The following is a 20,653-nucleotide window of genomic DNA, read 5'->3' as shown; positions in this document are numbered from 1 at the left end:
TTCCGCCTCGGTGCCTTCTATATGGTGCCGAGGCTTTTTTAATTGGCTTTCGGAGAATTCCTAAAGACATTATTTAGAGGCGGTTCGTCTCGCGGTTTGCGAAGAATGATAGGCGGTTGTTGACTTGCTCATTCTCTTCTAGTTCAATGATGCGTTCGTTCATATTGGCGATGATGCGGATTAGTTCACCGATTTGCAGTTCCATCCGAATCATTTTCTTTTCAAGTATTTCCATCAGACTACCCCTTTCTTTTTTGGAGTTGCGGCAGGAGCGGTCTGTCCCGCCGCAAGTTTGTGTAGGCCATAGTCATGACCCCTATTCGCAGCAAGCATTGCAGTTGGTACAATGCTCCCCTATCTGATCTGTGTAGATACGGACAGATCCCCACCTGTCCAGTATCTGGTGTTCTCCTTTAACGCATTCTTCGTTTTTGCAGTAACTAGCATTCCAAGCTTACTTTTTACGGTTCCATCCCATTTTTCAATGCTACCTACGATCAGCCTATCGGTATGTATGGAAACGACAGGTTAGAAAATAGGCAATCCGTCTTTTTCGTCCTGTGGCAGATGGAAATTCTTTTGAGCGTCATCTTGTTCGGTTGAAACGGCCCGCGTATTTGCTTCTTTCGTTCCGAACCCGTGGTCTTCGTACATATTGTCGTTTTCACGCCGCTTTGTCGAAAGGAATCGAATTTCTTCGCCGATTATTTCGGTGACGAAAACACGCGTATTGTCTTCCCGTTCGTATGTTCTCGATTGGATGCGTCCACCCACACCGACTAACGAACCTTTTCCGCAATGTTTCGCTGTGTTTTCCGCCGTTTTCCCCCAAGCCGTGCAAAGTATGAAGTCGGTCCCTACTTCACCTTGCTGGTTTTTAAAGTTGCGGTTAACGGCTAGGATGAAGCTTGTTTGCAGTCTGCCTTCCGATAATTTCCGTAAGACGGGATCTTTCGTTATTCGTCCTACGAGTGCCACTTGGTTCACATTTTTCCCTCCTTCCATTTGTGATGCCCTTATCATATAACTGTAGTCCGAAAATTGGCAACTGACGAAAAATCGTTTTTCGTGAGATTTCAAACCGGAATTTGACGATTTATTAATGAGCTGAAAGTCCTTTCATTCGACATTGTCTAAGGTAGCTGACGACTTGTGAATTTTTCGCTTTTTAAAGAAAATAGAAGATTGGGCAGTTTTCGAAGTTTTTTTGCCGATATGGTATACTTGGAGAAAAAGTGAGAGGGGTGGCGGCTTTGAAGACATTTAAAATGATTTCGATTGGCATATTGGATGGGGAGAAACTAGTAGATTTCCCGCTGATCGACGGCATTATCATCAACCAGGAGAACAGTCATCGGCTATGGGTTCTTGAGTTGTTCATCGCAAGTGAGCATGAAGCATTTTTCACACGTTTGAAAGATACAGACGAACTCGTGGAAGCGCGTGTCGTCATATCTTATCCGGGCAATGAGCCGGCAGGATTCCGTGTCACTGTCGATGCCATACAGCAAATTGGCGACAATATATCCGTCTTGTTAAAAGGCCGTCTGAAACGTGCGCGCTCGAAATATGCAGAACATCTCCTGGAAGAATTGATTACAGAAGGACTAGGCGGTGACGCGCTGCTAAAGCGGTTTGAATCCGATATGCGCGAGCGTCCGCGATTGAAGAAGGATATCGAGCATCAAGATGATCGTACAGACGTGGAGCTACCGTAACTGGTAGCTTTTTCATATAGCTTCTCAAAAGAAAAACCGCCTGGGAGGCGGTTTTTTTTCGGCTTGCGGTTAGCGGTTGTTATTCATTCCATTTTTTTGATCACGGTTTTTGTTTGTGTTGTTCGGGTTTGTAATGTTGTCATCATTTATGATGCCATCATCGGTGTTGTTCATCCCGTCCATCGTACCGTTGTTTCGGTTATCATCATTGATGATCCCGTCATTCACACCATTCCCGCGATCTCTTCCGTTCTCAACGCCATCCATGTCCGGTCCTGCACCGTTATTCACTCTCGGTGTCACATCACGCATATCGTCTTCAATTCTTTCCATCGGTGTTTCGTTGTTACTTGGTACATCATTATTGCCACATCCAGCCAGTGCAAGTCCTGTGACGAGTGCGAGTGGTATCGCTTTTTTGAACATGAAAATTCCCTCCTTTCCACAAGCCGTTTATCATACAAACGTATGATAATGTAGGTTGGCTTAAAAGGAGGGAACTATCCATTCAATTTTATTGGATGTTTTCAGCGTGTTCAGCTAGCAACGACTCGACGTATGCAGCTTCCGCTTTACAGCCATAATTATAATGTGTGTCGAGCTTTTCTTGTTGCATCTGAATGGAAGCAATTTGCTCTTCATTTGGTGGTTCGTTTAAAATACGTACAATCACTTCATTGATTCGTTGTGCAAGGTCTTCATGGAATTTCGAATCCGCTTTCACTTCATCCGGAATTTTTGAATACCATAACGCTTTTGTTGTAATATAGTCGCGCCACATTTCCACAAAGTCCGCAATATCATACTTATTCTCATTCCATTCGATATTTGCCATATATTGCTCAAATGTCTGTGTGATTGAACGAGTAATACTGCTCTTTATATTTGGCGAAAGATCTTTGTACATTGTTAATTGGTACCTCCCACTTTAAACGTACATGTATTGGATGTACAAAACATTTCAGTTTTAGTACAGTTGTAAATGAATTCATCGTGTTGTATCTATTGTATCGAAATTTTTGCATGCGTGCAAATTAATTTGAAGCTTGTTCCACGGGGCCAAGCGCAAATGTAATTTCTGCTTCACATGCAACTTCACCATCTACAGTCGCAATCGCCTTCCCTTTACCGATAGGTCCGCGCAGGCGTGTAATTTCAACTTCCAATTTGAGGGTATCACCCGGAACGACTTGGCGTTTAAAACGGCAATTGTCGATTCCCGCGAAAAATGCCAGACGGCCGCGGTTTTCCTCTTTTTTAAGCATAGCAACCGCTCCGACTTGTGCAAGCGCTTCCACGATCAATACTCCCGGCATGACAGGATATCCAGGAAAATGTCCGTTAAAATATTCTTCATTGATGGTAACATTTTTCAAGCCGACCGCGCGTTTTCCTTCTTCCAGTTCAGTAATCCGATCGACCATTAGGAATGGGTAGCGATGCGGAATGATCTGTTGAATCTGTTCTGCCGTTAGCATGACTTCAACCTCCAACTTGTATGTATGATGATAAAAATGAAAACGAAAGAGCCATTACGACTCTTTCCCGCTTATGATATCGATAATATGTGTCCACGTGTCCTTGTTCAGTACATCTGACGGTTGTCCATCACCGATATAGCCGTATCCGACCATTGCCCCAAGGACTGCTGCAATCCCAAGTATAGCGATAACGAGGATTATGCGTAGCCATATCGGGAATAATCGAATTTGAACCCATATACGTGATTTTTCACGTTGTTCCTCTTTGGCTTCGGGGTTGTTCTTTTTTTGCTGGTTTCGTTGCATTCTGGAAGCGACGATTTGCTGTTCCGTGGCATCCTTCTGCTTCATATGATCCCACTGGGGCGTTTTTTGTTTGTCATCTATCATATCGATTTCTCCCTAGCACGACTTATCGGATGCTGTTAATTAACCCTAGCATCTGATCGGCAAGTGTAACTGTCCGTGCGTTGAATTGATAAGAACGTTGGACATTGATCAAGTCTGTCATCTCTTTTTCATAATTAACGTTTGATGCTTCAAGCTTCTGATTTTCCATGCCAATCCGGTTGCGCGCTGCCCCATTCATTTCTGTCAGTACATCTGCTGCAGTCACGCCGAGGTCAGCCAAGTTCGCAGGTAATGCAAAATCCGTTGATGATAGACGCGTCATAAGGTTCGGACGTTCAAGCGTCGTCACACCCATCTGAATACGGTCTGTCGTGCCGTCGTTCTGCGTCACTTCAAGCACACCACCGGGTAGCATAGTATACCCTTTCACATTATCAGCAAATGTAATCGGTTGACCAGCACTGTCCGCTACCGGATATCCTTCACCGTTCACAAGCATCACGTTGCCACCGTCAACAGGTGAAATATAGAAGTTCCCTGCGCGTGTATACACTGTCTGCTCGCCGCCTTCACCAGGCATGAGGAGATTGAAATATTGCTTCGGTTCCGTTAATGCAAAATCGAGGTCGCGCCCTGTCATTTGCAGGTAACCGACTTTCCAGTTCATTTGGGCAGAACCGAGCATTGCGCCGACTCCGTATCGAATCCCAACAGGCGTTTGCCGTTGTGCGGTATCGGCTTTATCATTAGTGAATTGCTGATAGAGCAATTCTTGGAAGTTTGTTTCATTTGATTTATAGCCGTTTGTAGCGGAATTGGATAAATTATTGCCGATATTATCGATTTGGTGCTGCAATTGATTCATCGTATTGACTGCTGTTGACATTGACCGTATCATTTGTTCCGGCCCCTTTCAATGCGCATCATCAATTGACGCGTCCGATTTCATTTACCGCTTTTTCCATGCTTCGATCATATGCTTGAAGAATCTTTTGATTTGCTTCAAAAGCACGATATGCCGTCAGCATGTCCGTCATCGTCTTGCCTGCGTCGACATTGGATGATTCAAGATAACCTTGTTGAAGTGAATACCCGACACCTGCCGTGCCTTGTGCATTAGGCAAGTTGCCTGCCGCATTCGTAAACAGCCCGTTGCCTGATTTCGCAAGTAAGCCTGGCTGATCTGCGAATGCCACTCCAAGTGTTGCGACGACCGCTCCGTTTTCCATAATATCCCCATTGCTCGAAACAGCAAAATCATCGTTTTGCAACTGGATTCGTTGACTGTTCGTATCGAGCACATAATTGCCCGATGGATTTGTCAGGTAACCGTCTGCATCAATCGTGAAGTTCCCGTTTTTCGTATAGGCTTCAGTGCCGTTGCCATTGTCCAACTTGAAGAAAACCGCTCCCGCCATACCTGTCGCTTCGTCAATCGGCAAGTTGCCGTCAATCAATGCGATATCCGTCGTCATACCTGTTTCGCGCATGGCACCTTGGAGGAATGATGGCATCGTTTCCTGCATGTAGACGCCGGTAGATAATCCACCGACCGGTGACAATCCATGTAAATTTAAACCTTTTTGCGTCGGAATCTTCGTGCTGTCTAGATTGGACATTAACATTTCCGGGAATGAACGGATACTGGATTGTTCCGCTTTAAACCCCGGTGTATTGGAATTGGCCATATTGTTCGCGAGCATTTCCGTTCTGCGCTGTTGGGCAATCATGCCGGATCCAACTGTATAAAAACCTTTAAACATGAAGAATACCTCCCTTCATTAGTGGGTATTTCTTAAAACCGTCTATTTGCTTTGCTAATATTGTCGAGTAAAATTCCCGTGCCAATCGCTACACAGCCCAATGGATTATCCGATACGAAAACCGGTACTTTCAGTTCTTCCGCAAGCAGCTGGTCGATGCCGTGCAGCAACGCCCCACCACCAGTTAGGAAGATCCCCCTATCAATAATGTCCGCTGACAGTTCAGGTGGCGTCTTTTCCAGAACGTTTTTCGCGGACTGGACAATCATTTCGATTGTTTCGCTCATCGCCATACGGATTTCTTCAGAATTGATGGTTAGAATGCGGGGTAGTCCCGTTGCCATGTCACGGCCTCTAATGTCCATCTCTTCTTGGCGTCCGCCAGGGAAGACAGTTGCAATCTTCATTTTGATTGTTTCAGCTGTACGGTCACCAATTAGCAATTTATGTTTTTTCTTAATATATTGGATAATATTATTGTCGAGCATATCGCCCGCTGCCTTCAGTGATTCAGAGGTAACAATATCACCCATCGAAAGGACTGCGACATCCGTCGTCCCGCCCCCGATATCGATGACCATATTGCCGCTTGGCTGAAAGATATCCATGCCAGCGCCGATTGCAGCGACTTTCGGTTCTTCTTCTAAGTATACTTTCTTACCGCCGGATTTTTCGACTGCATCCTTTATCGCCTTTTGTTCGACACGCGTAATGTTCGTCGGACAACATACGAGGATTGTCGGTTTTGTCAGAAATCCTTTGACATTCAATTTATTAATGAAATGACGCAGCATCGCTTCCGTCACATCGAAATCCGCAATTACGCCATCTTTCATCGGGCGGATGGCAATGATATTGCCGGGCGTTCTGCCGACCATTTTAAACGCTTCTTCGCCGACTGCCAATACTTTATTTGACTGTTTGTCGAGTGCCACAACTGCGGGCTCGTCCAAAACAATGCCTTTTCCTTTTACGTGAATCAACACATTTGCAGTCCCCAGGTCGATTCCGATATCTTTAGCAAAGATCAATCCCAGCTTCCCCTTCCAGCTTCTTGCTCGTCCTATATTTATACGTGCTCTTCTAACTATATATTGTATCATATAGCTTCTTTATTGAACATAAAGATAGAAGTCATTTTATATATTTTTATTCAGGAATGAATTTATATGATTTGATGCGTTTTGGATAGTTTTGACAGCCTTTTATAAGCGAATGGAGATTATATCGGATGTTTCCTACTAGTACTTTATCATTCCAATTCGAATGGCATATGTATTTTTATTAAACTTTAGGTTGTGTTCACCTCATTTTCAACATGCGAAAAGACAGGGTTCCGCATTCGTGTACGAATGATGGCGGTGTCCCCGTCTGTTCCCGTCATGTATTGCGGGCCTTCTTATGTTCATTCATCCATTTCATTCGTGTTGCTTCACCGCCTCTTAAATGTCTGACAGACTTATGATAGGCAAGTATTCTCGCGACTTCTTCGGATAACTCCATATCCACATTTGGCAACCGTTCTGTCAAATCTTTATGGACCGTGCTTTTGGAGTATCCTGTCGCTTTCGCGAGTGCCCGTACGGTAAGTCCAGTGTCCAGCAACATTTTGCCGAGGCGCACGCATCGCCTCCGAATTTGCTCGTGCACGCCCTCTTCCTTTCCTGTCAGCTCAATTTCTTCCTTTATCTTATGCGGCTTAGAAGGCGGTTATGTCTGGCGGCGGCAAGCAATATAAGTTCAAAGGATGATTGGTCTTTTTTTGGTTCGCGGAGAAAGGCATGTTTTTGGATTTATCTGTCGCGTGAAGTGCTGTTGACCAATTTGTCTTGGTTTTGGTGAGTTTGAGCGGTTTGGGCGGTAGGTTGAGCGGATTTTGGATGAGGTTGAGCGGTTTTGGGTGGCAGGTTGAGCGGATTTTGGATGAGGTTGAGCGGTTTATGCGGCATGTTGAGCGGATTTCGGATGAGGTTGAGCGGTTTGGGCGGCAGGTTGAGCGGTTATGTCTGGCGGCGCCAAGCAATATAAGTTCAACGGATGATTGGTCTTTTTTTGGTTCGCGGAGAATTACCGGTTATTAGGATTTTTCGGTCGCGTGAAGTGCTGTTGACCAATTCATCTTGGTTTTGGTTTTTGGCGATGCTATTTTCGGGCGTCGAGAATGCCTATACGGGCGCACCAGACGACTTTACGAGCGCGGGCGTGGCTTTTACGGGCGCGCAGGACGACTTTACGAGCGCGGGCGTGGCTTTTACGGGCGCGCCGGACGACTTTACGAGCGCGGGCGTGGCTTTTACGGGCGCACCGGACGACTTTACGAGCGCGGGCGTGGCTTTTACGGGCGCACCGGACGACTTTACGAGCGCGGGCGTGGCTTTTACGGGCGCACCGGACGACTTTACGAGCGCGGGCGTGGCTTTTACGGGCGCACCGGACGACTTTACGGGCGCGGGCGTGGCTTTTACGAGCGCGCAGGACGACTTTACGAGCGCGGGCGTGGCTTTTACGGGCGCACCGGACGACTTTACGAGCGCGGGCGTGGCTTTTACGGGCGCGCAGGTAATATTCTTCTACGAGAGCGTCCACCAAAATCGTACGCGGAGCATTCAATCGCCCACCCACCCACATTCCCCCGACGCGATTTAAAAAAGCCATCCCGCAATGTTTCGCGTGGATGGCTTGGTTGGTTAGAATGCTAGGTATGAGCGCGGGTTCACTGGGATGCCGTCTTTGTGCACTTCGAAGTGCAGGTGTGTGCCTGCTTGGGCGTTCCATTCGTTGCTAGTGGCGTTGCCGAGTGCTTGTCCTTGGAGGACTTGGTCGCCTTCTTTCACGAGGATGCCTGTGAGTGAGCCGTAGATTGTGGATAGCCCTTCAGCGTGTTCAATTGTGATTTCGCTGCCTGAGAATTCGTCGATGACGACTTCTTTGACGGTTCCGCTCATGGCTGCGACGACTTCAAATGGCTGATCTTCCATTGAGATGGAAAGGCCTTTGTTTGTCAGGTACGTCTGGCTGAAGACGAGAAGTGCTTTCTCTCTCATATCTTCGTCCGCTTCCACATCATAGTACTCTTGTAAAATGGCCATGTTTTCAAATTCATCTTCGTCAAACGGATACTTGAGTACTTCTGTTTGCGCGTTTGTTTCTACGACCAAGTCATTGTTCGGCTGTTGCGTCACTTCGACACCATCCGTCGCACTGTCCTTTTGTACGATGGCGTTGAAGCCCCAAATCATACCGACGAAGACGATCGCTAGACCTGAGTAGATGGCTGGCCAGAACCATCTATTCTTCTTCTGACTCTTATTCTTCTGAGAAGGGAATTTCGGTTTTTCTTCTCGCATTATCATCACCTCACTTGCTATTGTTTGCAAGTGTGAGTGTTTTTAAACATTCCGATTCATCAAGTTCAAACTTTTTTATTGTCGTGCCGGAATAGTAGTACGTAAGGATTGATTCGGCAGTCCAGCCCTTCTGTGCGAATGCTTCTGCGCCGAATTGGCTCATACCGACACCGTGTCCGTATCCCTTTGTCGTGATGATGACGATTTTATTCGTAATGTCATAGGCAATATCGAAATCGGTCGATGCAATACCGAGCGCTTCACGCATTTCCCTGCCCGTCATTTCAAAATTTGTCGTTTGTGCTTTTTGGACACGGCCTGTCTGATTGCGAATGAGTTGAAGACTTCTGAACCGGTCCGCTTTCCATTCATCACCAAGCGCTTCGTTCCACTCATTTAAGGGCATTTCAATACGCCGCTCCACTTGCGCTTCGACGACATCCTCCCCTGGACTTTCAACACTTTGTAAATAGGGAATCGGGTTACCGCTATAGTTTTGAGCTGTTTCTGTTTTACCATTGGATGTGGAGAAGAACATCGCTGTGATCATTTCATCTTCATAGACGATGATATTGTCTGACGTCGATTTAACAATTTCCCGCAATCGCATATCGTTCGCTTTGAACTCCTTCCCCCAACGTTTTTTTCGTTCCGCTGGATTTTTGTACACCTGTGCCGAAACAGTTGCTTGAATGGGCCTCCTTCCCATATCAGTCGAACGCAATGCGTATGTACGCGCGGCGATCGCCTGTGCACGCAATGCTTCGTCGTGGAATCCGATTGGCATTTCCCCAGCAACGACGCCGACAATATACTCGTCGAGCGGGATTGGCTTGTCCTCCCCATCCACTGTTATATGGATGATGCAAGAATCAGGACTTTCTTCCATCGCCACAGGTCGTTCAGGTTCAATCGTTTTTTTCATTAGAATAGGAATAAAGAATAAGAGTAGAATGAATAAAACAGCTAGTAGTTTGTCCATAATTAATTGTATGAAGATAGACTATGATTCATTCAACTAATTTGTGTTTGACTGACTCGCGTTTAAACAACTGCATATAGTAGGTAAAATGATGGCAGACTCGTAGATGATGCTGCATAGCGTGTACTTTAGCCGCTTCTGGAATGAAGTTCACCATTTTAGTGCAAATAAAAAAACTATCTCTACATCGTTTGACCGAGGTGGAGACAGTTTTATAAGCAACGGATAAGTGTATGATTGCGTACCTTAAACGAGCTGTTCTGTTTTTTCTGTAGATGTTTCTTCAGATGAAACACGTTCGATGTCTGCACCAAGTGCTTTCAATTTCTTATGGAAATCGACGTAGCCTCTGTCCAGATGAATCAATTCCGTTACACGTGTCGTTCCTTCCGCAACAAGTCCTGCTAAGATTAACGCTGCTGCTGCGCGAAGATCAGTTGCCGCAACTTCTGCACCTTGTAGATCGGACGGTCCTGAAATGATAACTGAACGTCCTTCAATTTTGACACTTGCGTTCATACGTCGGAATTCTTCGACGTGCATGAAACGGTTTTCGAATACAGTTTCTGTCAAGACACCCGTTCCAGAAGCCGTCAACATCAATGCCATCATTTGTGATTGCATATCTGTCGGGAATCCAGGATGTGGCATCGTCTTCAGGTCAACCGCTTTTAATGGATGATCTGCACGAATACGCAAACCTTCATCCAGCTCAGTAATGATGACGCCCATTTCAGTAAGCTTGGAAATCAATGCCGCGTTATGTTCAGGAACAGCATTATCGATTGTAACGTCGCCGCCTGTAATTGCTGCAGCTACCATAAATGTACCCGTTTCAATACGATCCGGAATAATATGGTGAATTGTTCCGTGAAGCTTACTTACACCTTCGATACGGATAGCATCCGTCCCTGCACCAATGACTCTGCCGCCCATTTCGTTGATGAAGTTGGCTAAATCGACAATTTCCGGCTCTTTTGCTGCGTTTTCGATAATTGTCGTACCTTTTGCAAGCGCTGCTGCCGTCATGATGTTTTCTGTTGCACCTACACTCGGGAAGTCCAAGTAAATTTTAGCGCCAGTTAGGCCATTTGGTGCTTTTGCTTCTACGTGTCCATGACCGAATGAGATTTCTGCTCCCATTGCTTCGAATCCTTTAAGGTGCTGATCGATCGGTCTTGAACCGATTGCACAGCCTCCTGGAAGAGCCACACGTGCGAATCCGTTACGAGCAAGTACGGGGCCCATAACTAAGATCGAAGCGCGCATTTTGCGTACATATTCAAATTGAGCTTCGTTCGCCAACTGATTTGTCGAATCAATGATTACTTCTCCTCGAGCCGCATCATATTCAACTTTTGCGTTCAAACTTTTCACTACTTCATTAATCGTTGAAACGTCTGACAGATTGGGCACATCACGGATGATATTCGGTCCATCCGATGCCAATAATGCAGCTGCTAAAATCGGTAATACCGCATTTTTCGCACCTTCAACACGAACATTTCCGTGAAGAACACGTCCACCGTTAATTATAATTTTATCCACAAAAAGTCCCTCCGACTTCATTTTTATACTTTTTGCCATATGATAGTCTGTACCTTTTTATTGTCATAAATTAAACATAAAAACACATACTATTTTACAGTGCTTCTTTTTTCTAAACAAGGACCAACAGGGCTAATTAGCGTCTATCTACAAGATAGTCTATAATATGTACCCATTTGACGGTTTGTGCCCTATTGTGACTGGGCATTGAGCGCTACCATGTGCCAGATTCCTTTGCCATTGAAGAAACTGGACATTATTGCGTTTCATGCCATCGCCCCAAATACACTTTCGTATATACGCGGCGATAGCATGAGTATTATATGCAAACAGCTGCATGATGCCTACTAAGTATCTACCCGATAAGTTTCCAGCCAAACCAACTTACTTGAACATGATCGGAAGCCTTCCTGACCAATAGGATATGTCCAAAAAGAAATTTGATACGGCCGATCCGATCGCAAAACTCAAAAGAATATACAGCAGTTGCGCCTGGAAAACATGATGTTTTTTTATGATTTTTTCAGGCATAATTGACTGCAATGCAAAAAACGTCAAACCGATGAAAAATATGTGTGAAATGATTGCCAACATGGGATTATGTACGAATAAATCATTCATTGCCACTACTTCCCTTCACGTGCATCGATTGCTTCTTCTCTCATACTTCATACCTAAAACCTTACTAATAATATACTATAGATTGATAGTTCAAACACACTACAACAAGAAAAAATGCGGGCAGAAGAAAGACTTCCTCTGCCCGCCGACCCAGTCAAAACAATTAGTTCATTTTATGAACATTGATACGATTTACCGCTCTCTTTAAATCGAGTTCCGCTAAAAGCATATCCTGTTTATCTGTTTTTTCCTGTAGTTCTTGTTCTGCACGTTTTGCCGCGCGTTCTGCACGAGCAAGGTCAATGTCAGAAGCCAATTCAGCATGTTGTGCGAGAACGGTGATGACGTCAGGACGTACTTCGATGAAACCACCGTGAACGGCAATGTTCAAAGATTTATTGTCTTTAATCAGTCGAAGTGCACCGATCTGAAGTGGAGCAACCATAGCAATATGGTCGGGAAGAATCCCGATTTCTCCGGTTTCGGTTGAGGCAATTACCATATCCGCTTCAGATTCATTAACAGGACCGTCGGGAGTAACGATATTGACTTTAATTGTCTTCATTGGTTTCCCTCCCTGTTCTTAGACTTCTACGCCCATGCCTTTTGCTTTTTCAATTGCTTCTTCGATGCGTCCGACAAGACGGAAAGCATCTTCTGGAAGATGATCATAACGACCTTCCAAGATTTCCTTAAAGCCGCTGATTGTTTCAGAAACTTGTACATAAGATCCCTTTTGGCCTGTGAACTGCTCAGCCACGTGGAAGTTTTGTGAAAGGAAGAATTGGATACGACGTGCACGTCCAACGACAAGTTTGTCGTCTTCGCTGAGCTCGTCCATACCTAGGATCGCGATGATATCTTGAAGTTCACGGTAACGCTGCAATGTGGACTGTACTTGACGAGCCACTTCGTAATGCTCTTCGCCAACGATTTCAGGGCTAAGTGCACGTGAAGAAGAAGCAAGTGGGTCAACTGCAGGGTAGATACCCATTTCAGAAAGTTTACGCTCAAGGTTCGTCGTTGCATCTAAGTGAGCGAAAGTTGTAGCCGGAGCCGGATCCGTATAGTCATCGGCTGGTACGTAAATCGCTTGGATCGATGTAACTGAACCTTTGTTTGTTGAAGTGATACGCTCTTGAAGCTGACCCATCTCAGTTGCGAGTGTCGGTTGGTAACCAACAGCAGATGGCATACGGCCAAGAAGTGCAGAAACTTCAGAACCCGCTTGCGTGAAGCGGAAGATATTATCGATGAATAGAAGTACGTCCGCGCCTTGTTCATCACGGAAATGTTCTGCCATTGTCAAACCAGTCAAAGCAACACGCATACGTGCGCCAGGTGGCTCGTTCATCTGACCGAATACCATTGCCGTCTTTGTGATAACGCCGGAATCAGTCATTTCAAAGAATAAGTCATTTCCTTCACGTGTACGTTCACCAACACCAGCGAATACGGAAATACCACCGTGTTCTTGTGCGATGTTGTTGATCAATTCCTGGATAAGAACTGTCTTACCTACACCGGCTCCACCGAAGAGTCCGATTTTACCACCCTTGATGTATGGTGCAAGCAAGTCGACAACTTTAATACCTGTTTCAAGAATTTCAACTTCAGTTGAAAGGTTTTCGAATTCTGGAGCCAGACGGTGGATTGGGTCACGCTGCTCGGTAGCAGGGATTTCCTCTCCAAGGTCGATGATTTCTCCAAGTACGTTGAATACACGTCCAAGTGTAACGTCCCCGACTGGAACTGCAATTGATGACCCTGTATCGAGTACATCCGTACCACGCTTCAAACCATCTGTCGATGACATCGCGATTGTACGGACAGTGTCGTCTCCAAGGTGGAGAGCAACTTCAAGCGTCAACGTTTGAGGCGCTTCGTTCGGACGTTCGATTTGGACCTTCAATGCGTTATAGATACCTGGTAAGTTGCCGTCTTCGAATTTAACGTCAACAACAGGACCCATTACTTGAAGTATTTTACCGTTACTCATGCTTTTCCCTCCTGTCTTACTTTTCCCGTTCTTTATTCTAAAGCGGCAACTCCGCCGACGATCTCAGTGATCTCCTGCGTGATTGCAGCTTGACGTGCACGGTTAAATGACAATGTTAATGAATCAATTAATTCAGAAGCATTATCCGTAGCAGTCTTCATCGCTGTCATACTGGAAGCATGTTCGCTCGCTTTTCCATCAAGCACTGCTCCGTAAATAAGGCTTTCCGCATATTGTGGAAGAAGCGTTTTAAGAATCGCTTCAGCGGAAGGTTCGAATTCATACGAAGCCATTGTAGATGCTGATGAAAAGTCAGTGAGCGGAAGCAGTTTCTTTTCCGTCACTTCATGGGAGATGGCGGAGATGAAGTGGTTGTAGAACAAGTACACTTCATCATATTCGCCTTCTGTGAACATGCCAACAGCTCGATTCGCGATTGCTTTGATTTCCTCGAAAGAAGGGTGATCGGAAACACCGACCAGGCTTTCGCTGATGTCATAGCCGAGGTTCTCGAAAAACTCAAGCCCCTTACGACCGATCGCAACGATTTTCACTTCATCTTTTGATGCGTGACGTTCTTCGATCGCCCGCTTCGCTTTACGGAAGATGTTACTGTTGTAACCACCTACCAGTCCACGGTCGGATGTGACGATAATATAGCCTGTCTTTTTCACAGGGCGGTTTGTTAGCATTGGATGGTTGGAGTCGCTTGTCGCGCTCGCAATCGCACTGACAACTTCCTGGATTTTCTCCATGTACGGAACGAATGCTTTTGCATTCATTTCGGCACGGGTCAATTTGGAAGCTGAAACCATTTGCATCGCTTTTGTGATTTGACTCGTCTTCTTTGTCGATTTAATACGGTTTTCTATATCGCGTAATGATACCACTGGCAATTCACCACCTTATTGTTTGATTGGACCAAAATCCTGCGTGACTATTTCTTATGCTTCAGACGGAACGAAAGTCTTTTTGAATGCGTTAATCGCATCTTTCATGATTTCGTCAGACGGAAGGTCTTTCGTCGTACGGATATGATCGAATACTTCAGTGTGGTTGGATTCGAGCCAAGATGAAATTTCACTTTCAAAACGAAGGATATCCGCAACAGCTACATCGTCAAGTAGACCGCGCGTCAACGCATAAAGGATGACTACTTGGTATTCGACTTTAACTGGCTTGTTCAAGTCTTGTTTCAAAACTTCAACAGTACGGATTCCGCGGTCTAATTTCGCTTGTGTCGATGCTTCAAGATTGGAACCGAATGCGGAGAACGCTTCAAGCTCACGGAATGCAGCAAGGTCAAGACGAAGTGTACCGGCAACCTTCTTCATTGCTTTAATCTGTGCAGAACCACCAACACGGGATACGGAAAGACCGGCGTTAATCGCTGGACGTACACCCGAGAAGAAGAGGTCTGACTGCAAGAAGATCTGTCCATCAGTGATGGAAATTACGTTTGTTGGAATATAAGCGGAGATATCTCCAGCTTGTGTTTCAACGAATGGAAGTGCAGTAATTGAACCTGCGCCCAATGTATCGTTCAACTTCGCTGCACGCTCGAGTAAACGGGAGTGCAAGTAGAATACGTCACCAGGGTATGCTTCACGACCTGGAGGACGACGAAGTAGCAATGAAAGTTCACGGTAAGCAGCAGCTTGTTTAGATAGGTCATCATATACAACTAATACGTGCTTGCCTTGGAACATGAATTCTTCAGCCATCGTAACACCTGTATATGGTGCTAGGAATAGCAATGGAGCTGGTTGTGAAGCTGATGCTGTTACAACGATTGTGTAATCAAGCGCGCCGTTTTTACGGAGAGTTTCAACAACCCCACGAACTGTGGATTCCTTTTGTCCGATTGCTACATAAATACAAATCATATCTTGGTCAGCCTGGTTAAGAATTGTATCGATTGCAACAGTTGTTTTACCTGTTTGACGGTCACCGATGATCAATTCACGCTGTCCACGACCGATTGGCACGAGTGCGTCGATCGCTTTGATGCCTGTCTGTAAAGGTTCATGAACGGATTTACGTGCCATAACACCTTGCGCAGGACTTTCGATTGGACGAGTTTTCGTCGTTGCGATTGGACCTAGTCCGTCAACCGGCATACCGATTGAATTGACTACGCGTCCGATCAGTTCCTCACCAACTGGAACTTCCATAATACGGCCAGTTCGACGTACTTCATCGCCTTCTTGGATATCTGTGTATGGGCCGAGGATAACGATACCTACGTTGTTCGCTTCCAAGTTTTGCGCCATACCCATGACACCCGTTGAGAACTCAAGAAGTTCTCCGGCCATGACGTTGTCGAGGCCATGAGCAAGTGCGATACCGTCACCGATTTTGATAACTGTACCGACTTCGCTTACTTCCATCTCAGACTGATAGTTCTCAATCTGCTGCTTAATCAGCGTGCTGATTTCTTCAGCTTTGATGCTCATGTATGTCACCCCTCAATTTCAAATTAGGATCCGATCAGGTTACGTTTCAGCTTGCTAAGCTTGGCGCTAAGACTGCTGTCGTAAATCTGATTACCGATCTGAAGGCGGATGCCGCCAATCAGACTAGGATCGATGATATTTTCAATGCGTAATGATTGTTTGCCGATCTTCTGTGCGAATGTCGAAGAAATCGAGTTCGTCTCCATTTCCGTTAAAGGAATTGTAGAGTATACTTTCGCATCTGCGATTCCAGCAGCATCATTCGCCAATTTGTGGAATTGTTCAAAGACATTTTGGACTTCATCCAAACGTTTCGCGTCCACTAGCACGAACAATGTGTTCATGACAATTGGATTAACACCGTTGAATACCGTCTTGATGACGTCTTTTTTCTTTGCCGCTGACAGTTTCGGAGAAGTTAGCAACTCGTTTAAGCCTTTGTTATCACGGAAAGCCTGCTTCAATTCGTTTAGTTCTTCCTGAATGGAAGCGGTTTGTCCGTGTTGCTGTGCTAATTCGAAAACGGCTGTGGCATAGCGTTCAGCTACTACCGACTGGCTCATCGGCTTTCGCCTGCCTTCACAATCGTTTCTTCAATCAATGCACGGTTGTCTTCCTCGGAGATTTCTTTTCCAAGTACTTTTGAAGCCGCCAAGATTGAAAGTGAAACGAATTCTTCGCGTACGGCTGCAACTGCCTTTTCTTTCTCTGTTGCGATTTCAAGTGTAGCGGATTCTTTCATCCGGTTCACTTCTGCACGAGCAGCTGCAATCAGCTCTTCGCTATTTGCTTCGCCTTGCTTACGTGCGTTTTCAACAATCGACTGTGCGTTGTCACGGGCTTCCTTCAGAAGGGCGCGTTGCTCTTCCAAAAGATTTTGTGAATCTAAGCGGCTTTTTTCAGCTGCTTCGATTTCGTCCGCGATCAATTGAGCACGTTGATCCATGATGCCCATTAGTGGACCCCATGCGAATTTCTTAAGAAGAAGCATGAGGATTGCAAAGAAGAATACTGTGACGAAGATATCGCCTAGATTCAGGCCATCAGGATTATTCAATTTCGCCAAAAATCCCGAGTCAGCGTTTGCGGACAATAGGATGAGAGTATTTCCTAACACGATTGTTTCACTCCCTTCAAGAGCTCATATCAAATTTCGTTATTGTATAGAAAGATATTATTCTTAATTTTCAACGTTTATAGTGCTTTTCAAACATCATTTGCTACATAAATAAATGGCGAAGGGCAAAACCTTGCGTACTTCGCCATGTGAAAGATGTCCATCAGATACCTATGACATCCATCGGAAGCTTCATATTACAAGTAGCGGGTTTTGACACCCGCTGAGCGAATATGAATTACTTGTTCATTACGATGAACGCGATAACAGCTGCGAAAATCGGAACAACTTCAACAAGTGCAACACCGACGAACATATTTGTTTGAAGAATACCACGTGCTTCAGGTTGACGAGCGATACCTTCTTGTGTTTTTGAAACGACTAGACCTGCACCTAAACCTGCACCAAGTGCTCCAAGACCGATTGCGATTGCTGCTGCTAATACACCAACTGAACCTACCATTATTGTTTCCTCCTAATAATTCCTGATTTTTTTGTTTTGTTACCCGATTAACCGGGCATTATATGCTTAATGGTCCTCTGACACTTTGTGTGACATGTAGACCATAGACAACATAACGAAGATGAATGACTGGATCCCCCCGACGAAAATCGAGAAGCCTGTCCATGCAAGAGCCGGTACAACCGCTCCTACTAAACCAAAGAAACTGGATGTTGCAAGTCCCGCCAGAAGGCCAAGAAGAACTTCACCAGCATAGATGTTACCATAAAGACGTAGACCGAGTGTCAACGTGTTAGCGAATTCCTCGATGATTTTAAGAGGTACCAAGAAAGGAAGTGGTTTTAAATAACCTTTTCCATACCCTTTGAGACCAGTCATCTTAACACCGTAGTAGTGCGTCAGAACAATGACCATAGCTGCAAGTGTCAATGTAACTACAGGATCTGCAGTTGGTGATTTCCACCAAAGATCACCTTTCCAATAAACAGCCATTGGAAGTCCTATGACGTTCGCTACAAAGAGGAACATGATAAGGGTGATTCCCAATACATGGAATCGTCCACCTGTTTTCCAGTCCATATTACTTTTAATAATTCCTTTGACGAAGTCCATGACCCATTCAAAGAAGTTTTGCATACCCGTCGGTTTTAGCTGCAAATTGCGTGTAGCGAAAACAGCGATGAGGAATACAATTAAACAAGTAATAAAGAGCATTAGTACGTTGGACAAGTTGAAAGTCATTTCGAATGCTGTTCCTTTGAAAGCCGTTACTAACGGATTTCCATGTTCCATATTTCGTTCACCTCCCTTTTGCGTCCAGAACTAAGTCGGATTTTTACGTATAGTACCACATTCATAAACAAGCTTTATTGATGTCTAGCGTGGTAGATGATCCTCTCCACTAGTAGGAGAATGTAGGGTATCGCGAATCCGATAACCGTACCGATCAAATCAAAATACTCCGGCATCGTAGTCGCAATGGCTGCCGCAGCGACACCTGATGCGAAACGCAACGCTGTTCCTAGCGATAAGCTGTGCTTACCTTCGGAAAACTTCTGTTCGACCTTCCCCATTTTACGGACAAGAATCCAGAAATTATACAATCCGAAAAAAGAACCTAGTAGTAAACCGGCAAAAATCGTCTTCCAATCGGTGAAAATCCATCCAAGAATGAATAATGTGGCCAAAAAAAAGAGAGCTTTACGCTGCTTATTGAAGATTTCTTGCAATGTCTCCATACTTGGTTAATCTCCTGATTCGTATTATATCCAGTTTGTTCGTTCCGTGGAAAGCGTTAGGACAATGAGCTTTGTTAAACGAAAAGTTCCGTTCCCCTAAGTCAGGCTTGTCCAAGACTCCGATTAAGGTCGGAACCTAAAATTGTAAGTTGAATCGTCGCATACACTGACCACCGGGAAGCGTTGTTATCGAACGCACACGCGTGGCAACTTCTGACGACGTCCATTGTAAGGATGATAGAATTGCGTCGATGGTGAATCTCATGACGATCTTCATATGTAAGAAACCCCTATCATTCTTACCCTTTGTTAGCATACAATAGGGACATTTTGATGTCAATTGATTCCCGTGAAAAACTTCACAAACTCGTCCCTTTGTCAAATTATCGTCATAATTGTGACGCGAATGCAATATTCATGCGGTCTATAGGGGAAATCCCTATGCCTTTATTTATGACTCCAGTGAAGAAAGATATCCTTTAAGTGCTTCGACAATACGGCCGGAAGCTTTTCCATCTCCATATGGATTGGATGCTTTGGACATCTTCGTATATTCTTCTTCATTTGACAGTAATTCATCTGTCAGATTGAAGATCATATCTTCATCAGTCCCCGCCAGTTTCAACGTACCCGCTTCAATTCCTTCAGGACGCTCCGTCGTATCCCGCAGCACGATAACCGGCTTGCCGAGTGAAGGTGCTTCTTCCTGAATGCCACCAGAATCGGTGAGGATAATATGCGAGCGTGCAGCAAAGTTATGGAAATCGACTACTTCAAGTGGCTCGATGAGATGTACGCGTTTATTATTACCAAGCAGTTCATCCGCCACTTCACGTACCGCCGGATTCATATGCACTGGATAGATGACTTGTGTATCCGGGTGCTTTTCAAGGATGCGGTTGATAGCACGGAACATATTGCGCATCGGTTCACCGAGATTTTCTCTGCGGTGCGCCGTCAACAAGATCAGTCGGTCGTCGCCAATTTCGTCGAGAACTTGATGGTGATAGTCGTCGCGGACTGTCGTCTGCAATGCATCTATTGCTGTATTGCCTGTAATATAAATGCGGTCTTTTGGTTTTGCTTCATTTAATAGGTTCTGCGCAGACTTCTCTGTCGGTGCAAAATGAAGGTCTGCAAGTACGCCGGTTAACTGTCGGTTCATCTCTTCCGGATACGGGGAAAACTTATCCCATGTACGAAGGCCCGCTTCCACATGCCCGACCGCAATCTGGTTATAGAATGCAGCAAGACTTCCGATGAAAGTCGTCGACGTATCACCATGGACGAGCACGATGTCCGGCTGCGCGTCTTTCATGATTTTGTCGAGTCCTTCAAGGCCACGTGTTGCTACGTCGATCAACGTCTGACGGTCTTTCATAATATTGAGATCATAATCGGGTGTAATATCGAATGCATGCAAAACTTGGTCCAGCATTTGACGATGCTGTGCAGTCACAGTGACAATCGATTCGATGTCCTCTGTATGTTTCTGCAATTCAAGTACGAGCGGAGCCATTTTAATCGCTTCCGGTCTTGTACCGAAAATCGTCATTACTTTCCACTTTC

Annotated in this window: 26 protein-coding genes; 2 read left to right on the top strand and 24 right to left on the bottom strand. The window is 45.2% G+C overall.

From position 1 onward, the window contains the following. Positions 1–73: 73 nt before the first annotated feature. Positions 74–235, bottom strand: a complete 162-nt coding sequence (locus QWT69_RS02555; RefSeq protein ID WP_317968678.1) for a hypothetical protein — start codon at positions 233–235, stop codon at positions 74–76. A 293-nt stretch (positions 236–528) separates the two neighbouring features. Beyond that, positions 529–987: a single-stranded DNA-binding protein gene (locus QWT69_RS02550; RefSeq protein ID WP_317968676.1), complete on the bottom strand. Its 459-nt coding sequence runs from the start codon at positions 985–987 to the stop codon at positions 529–531. A 266-nt stretch (positions 988–1,253) separates the two neighbouring features. On the opposite strand from QWT69_RS02550, the gene QWT69_RS02545 reads away from it, so the two are divergent. Continuing rightward, entirely contained in the window at positions 1,254–1,718 is a 465-nt protein-coding gene (locus tag QWT69_RS02545; protein WP_317968674.1) for a YwpF family protein, read from the top strand. 69 nt (positions 1,719–1,787) lie between these two features. On the opposite strand, the gene QWT69_RS02540 is transcribed toward QWT69_RS02545, so the two are convergent. The 8 genes from QWT69_RS02540 to QWT69_RS02505 all read right to left on the bottom strand — a co-directional run bounded on the left by QWT69_RS02540 (position 1,788) and on the right by QWT69_RS02505 (position 6,963). Then, positions 1,788–2,144 carry a hypothetical protein gene (locus tag QWT69_RS02540; protein WP_317968672.1) on the bottom strand — a complete coding sequence of 119 codons (357 nt, stop codon included), beginning with the start codon at positions 2,142–2,144 and terminating at the stop codon, positions 1,788–1,790. A gap of 88 nt (positions 2,145–2,232) precedes the next feature. Beyond that, complete coding sequence (locus tag QWT69_RS02535) at positions 2,233–2,625, bottom strand: hypothetical protein (RefSeq protein ID WP_317968670.1); 393 nt, start codon at positions 2,623–2,625, stop codon at positions 2,233–2,235. Between the two features lie 127 nt (positions 2,626–2,752). Beyond that, positions 2,753–3,196 carry a 3-hydroxyacyl-ACP dehydratase FabZ gene (fabZ, locus tag QWT69_RS02530; RefSeq protein ID WP_317968668.1) on the bottom strand — a complete coding sequence of 148 codons (444 nt, stop codon included), beginning with the start codon at positions 3,194–3,196 and terminating at the stop codon, positions 2,753–2,755. Between the two features lie 54 nt (positions 3,197–3,250). Then, on the bottom strand, positions 3,251–3,589 hold the full coding sequence (locus tag QWT69_RS02525) for a DNA-directed RNA polymerase subunit beta (protein WP_317968666.1): 339 nt from the start codon (positions 3,587–3,589) through the stop codon (positions 3,251–3,253). Between the two features lie 22 nt (positions 3,590–3,611). Next, on the bottom strand, positions 3,612–4,448 hold the full coding sequence (locus QWT69_RS02520; protein WP_317968664.1) for a flagellar hook-basal body protein: 837 nt from the start codon (positions 4,446–4,448) through the stop codon (positions 3,612–3,614). 28 nt (positions 4,449–4,476) lie between these two features. Further along, on the bottom strand, positions 4,477–5,313 hold the full coding sequence (locus tag QWT69_RS02515) for a flagellar hook-basal body protein (protein WP_317968662.1): 837 nt from the start codon (positions 5,311–5,313) through the stop codon (positions 4,477–4,479). 32 nt (positions 5,314–5,345) lie between these two features. After that, positions 5,346–6,341 carry a rod shape-determining protein gene (locus QWT69_RS02510; RefSeq protein WP_317970865.1) on the bottom strand — a complete coding sequence of 332 codons (996 nt, stop codon included), beginning with the start codon at positions 6,339–6,341 and terminating at the stop codon, positions 5,346–5,348. Between the two features lie 352 nt (positions 6,342–6,693). Then, positions 6,694–6,963: a sporulation transcriptional regulator SpoIIID gene (locus tag QWT69_RS02505; protein ID WP_317968660.1), complete on the bottom strand. Its 270-nt coding sequence runs from the start codon at positions 6,961–6,963 to the stop codon at positions 6,694–6,696. A 387-nt stretch (positions 6,964–7,350) separates the two neighbouring features. On the opposite strand from QWT69_RS02505, the gene QWT69_RS02500 reads away from it, so the two are divergent. Continuing rightward, positions 7,351–7,959 carry a hypothetical protein gene (locus QWT69_RS02500; RefSeq protein ID WP_317968658.1) on the top strand — a complete coding sequence of 203 codons (609 nt, stop codon included), beginning with the start codon at positions 7,351–7,353 and terminating at the stop codon, positions 7,957–7,959. Positions 7,960–8,000: 41 nt separating this feature from the next. Here the strand turns inward: QWT69_RS02500 and QWT69_RS02495 are convergent, their stop codons facing one another. From QWT69_RS02495 to wecB, 14 genes are all read right to left on the bottom strand, one after another. Then, positions 8,001–8,660 (bottom strand): M23 family metallopeptidase, encoded by a 660-nt coding sequence (locus QWT69_RS02495; RefSeq protein WP_317968656.1) that lies wholly within the window; start codon positions 8,658–8,660, stop codon positions 8,001–8,003. 10 nt (positions 8,661–8,670) lie between these two features. Then, entirely contained in the window at positions 8,671–9,642 is a 972-nt protein-coding gene (gene spoIID / locus QWT69_RS02490; RefSeq protein WP_317968654.1) for a stage II sporulation protein D, read from the bottom strand. Between the two features lie 246 nt (positions 9,643–9,888). After that, on the bottom strand, positions 9,889–11,190 hold the full coding sequence (murA, locus tag QWT69_RS02485; RefSeq protein ID WP_317968652.1) for a UDP-N-acetylglucosamine 1-carboxyvinyltransferase: 1,302 nt from the start codon (positions 11,188–11,190) through the stop codon (positions 9,889–9,891). A 384-nt stretch (positions 11,191–11,574) separates the two neighbouring features. After that, complete coding sequence (locus QWT69_RS02480; protein ID WP_317968650.1) at positions 11,575–11,811, bottom strand: DUF1146 family protein; 237 nt, start codon at positions 11,809–11,811, stop codon at positions 11,575–11,577. A gap of 163 nt (positions 11,812–11,974) precedes the next feature. After that, the gene (locus QWT69_RS02475; protein WP_317968648.1) at positions 11,975–12,376 is read right to left on the bottom strand and encodes a F0F1 ATP synthase subunit epsilon; all 402 of its coding nucleotides are present in this window, start codon (positions 12,374–12,376) and stop codon (positions 11,975–11,977) included. An 18-nt stretch (positions 12,377–12,394) separates the two neighbouring features. After that, positions 12,395–13,810 carry a F0F1 ATP synthase subunit beta gene (gene atpD, locus QWT69_RS02470; protein ID WP_317968646.1) on the bottom strand — a complete coding sequence of 472 codons (1,416 nt, stop codon included), beginning with the start codon at positions 13,808–13,810 and terminating at the stop codon, positions 12,395–12,397. A 32-nt stretch (positions 13,811–13,842) separates the two neighbouring features. Then, positions 13,843–14,700 carry an ATP synthase F1 subunit gamma gene (atpG, locus tag QWT69_RS02465; RefSeq protein ID WP_317968644.1) on the bottom strand — a complete coding sequence of 286 codons (858 nt, stop codon included), beginning with the start codon at positions 14,698–14,700 and terminating at the stop codon, positions 13,843–13,845. Positions 14,701–14,754: 54 nt separating this feature from the next. Then, entirely contained in the window at positions 14,755–16,266 is a 1,512-nt protein-coding gene (atpA, locus tag QWT69_RS02460) for a F0F1 ATP synthase subunit alpha (RefSeq protein ID WP_317968642.1), read from the bottom strand. Between the two features lie 23 nt (positions 16,267–16,289). Further along, positions 16,290–16,829, bottom strand: a complete 540-nt coding sequence (locus QWT69_RS02455; protein ID WP_317968640.1) for a F0F1 ATP synthase subunit delta — start codon at positions 16,827–16,829, stop codon at positions 16,290–16,292. After that, positions 16,826–17,359 carry a F0F1 ATP synthase subunit B gene (gene atpF, locus QWT69_RS02450; RefSeq protein ID WP_431312335.1) on the bottom strand — a complete coding sequence of 178 codons (534 nt, stop codon included), beginning with the start codon at positions 17,357–17,359 and terminating at the stop codon, positions 16,826–16,828. The genes QWT69_RS02455 and atpF overlap by 4 nt, the downstream gene beginning before the upstream one ends. Before the next feature lie 262 nt (positions 17,360–17,621). Further along, entirely contained in the window at positions 17,622–17,846 is a 225-nt protein-coding gene (atpE, locus tag QWT69_RS02445) for a F0F1 ATP synthase subunit C (protein WP_317968638.1), read from the bottom strand. A 66-nt stretch (positions 17,847–17,912) separates the two neighbouring features. Next, a complete protein-coding gene (gene atpB / locus QWT69_RS02440) occupies positions 17,913–18,638 on the bottom strand; it encodes a F0F1 ATP synthase subunit A (RefSeq protein WP_317968636.1) in 726 nt (241 codons plus the stop codon). Positions 18,639–18,712: 74 nt separating this feature from the next. After that, positions 18,713–19,084 (bottom strand): ATP synthase subunit I, encoded by a 372-nt coding sequence (locus QWT69_RS02435; RefSeq protein WP_317968634.1) that lies wholly within the window; start codon positions 19,082–19,084, stop codon positions 18,713–18,715. 451 nt (positions 19,085–19,535) lie between these two features. Next, complete coding sequence (wecB, locus tag QWT69_RS02430) at positions 19,536–20,639, bottom strand: non-hydrolyzing UDP-N-acetylglucosamine 2-epimerase (protein WP_431312334.1); 1,104 nt, start codon at positions 20,637–20,639, stop codon at positions 19,536–19,538. Positions 20,640–20,653: the final 14 nt, after the last annotated feature.

The sequence above is a fragment of the Sporosarcina oncorhynchi genome (assembly GCF_033304615.1).
Classification (GTDB): Bacteria; Bacillota; Bacilli; order Bacillales_A; family Planococcaceae; genus Sporosarcina; species Sporosarcina oncorhynchi.
This window is presented reverse-complemented; position numbering and strand designations above follow the sequence as displayed.

Excerpts from the sequence above, each read along its gene's own strand:
- QWT69_RS02500 (WP_317968658.1), top strand. The coding sequence starts at position 7,351 with ATGATTGGTCTTTTTTTGGTTCGCGGAGAATTACCGGTTATTAGGATT.
- atpD (WP_317968646.1), bottom strand. The coding sequence starts at position 13,810 with ATGAGTAACGGTAAAATACTTCAAGTAATGGGTCCTGTTGTTGACGTT.
- atpA (WP_317968642.1), bottom strand. The coding sequence starts at position 16,266 with ATGAGCATCAAAGCTGAAGAAATCAGCACGCTGATTAAGCAGCAGATT.
- atpB (WP_317968636.1), bottom strand. The coding sequence starts at position 18,638 with ATGGAACATGGAAATCCGTTAGTAACGGCTTTCAAAGGAACAGCATTC.
- QWT69_RS02540 (WP_317968672.1), bottom strand. The coding sequence starts at position 2,144 with ATGTTCAAAAAAGCGATACCACTCGCACTCGTCACAGGACTTGCACTG.
- QWT69_RS02435 (WP_317968634.1), bottom strand. The coding sequence starts at position 19,084 with ATGGAGACATTGCAAGAAATCTTCAATAAGCAGCGTAAAGCTCTCTTT.
- fabZ (WP_317968668.1), bottom strand. The coding sequence starts at position 3,196 with ATGCTAACGGCAGAACAGATTCAACAGATCATTCCGCATCGCTACCCA.
- QWT69_RS02455 (WP_317968640.1), bottom strand. The coding sequence starts at position 16,829 with ATGAGCCAGTCGGTAGTAGCTGAACGCTATGCCACAGCCGTTTTCGAA.
- QWT69_RS02535 (WP_317968670.1), bottom strand. The coding sequence starts at position 2,625 with ATGTACAAAGATCTTTCGCCAAATATAAAGAGCAGTATTACTCGTTCA.
- QWT69_RS02480 (WP_317968650.1), bottom strand. The coding sequence starts at position 11,811 with ATGAATGATTTATTCGTACATAATCCCATGTTGGCAATCATTTCACAC.
- QWT69_RS02475 (WP_317968648.1), bottom strand. The coding sequence starts at position 12,376 with ATGAAGACAATTAAAGTCAATATCGTTACTCCCGACGGTCCTGTTAAT.
- wecB (WP_431312334.1), bottom strand. The coding sequence starts at position 20,639 with ATGACGATTTTCGGTACAAGACCGGAAGCGATTAAAATGGCTCCGCTC.
- QWT69_RS02525 (WP_317968666.1), bottom strand. The coding sequence starts at position 3,589 with ATGATAGATGACAAACAAAAAACGCCCCAGTGGGATCATATGAAGCAG.
- spoIID (WP_317968654.1), bottom strand. The coding sequence starts at position 9,642 with ATGGACAAACTACTAGCTGTTTTATTCATTCTACTCTTATTCTTTATT.
- QWT69_RS02495 (WP_317968656.1), bottom strand. The coding sequence starts at position 8,660 with ATGCGAGAAGAAAAACCGAAATTCCCTTCTCAGAAGAATAAGAGTCAG.
- QWT69_RS02515 (WP_317968662.1), bottom strand. The coding sequence starts at position 5,313 with ATGTTTAAAGGTTTTTATACAGTTGGATCCGGCATGATTGCCCAACAG.
- QWT69_RS02555 (WP_317968678.1), bottom strand. The coding sequence starts at position 235 with ATGGAAATACTTGAAAAGAAAATGATTCGGATGGAACTGCAAATCGGT.
- QWT69_RS02520 (WP_317968664.1), bottom strand. The coding sequence starts at position 4,448 with ATGATACGGTCAATGTCAACAGCAGTCAATACGATGAATCAATTGCAG.
- atpE (WP_317968638.1), bottom strand. The coding sequence starts at position 17,846 with ATGGTAGGTTCAGTTGGTGTATTAGCAGCAGCAATCGCAATCGGTCTT.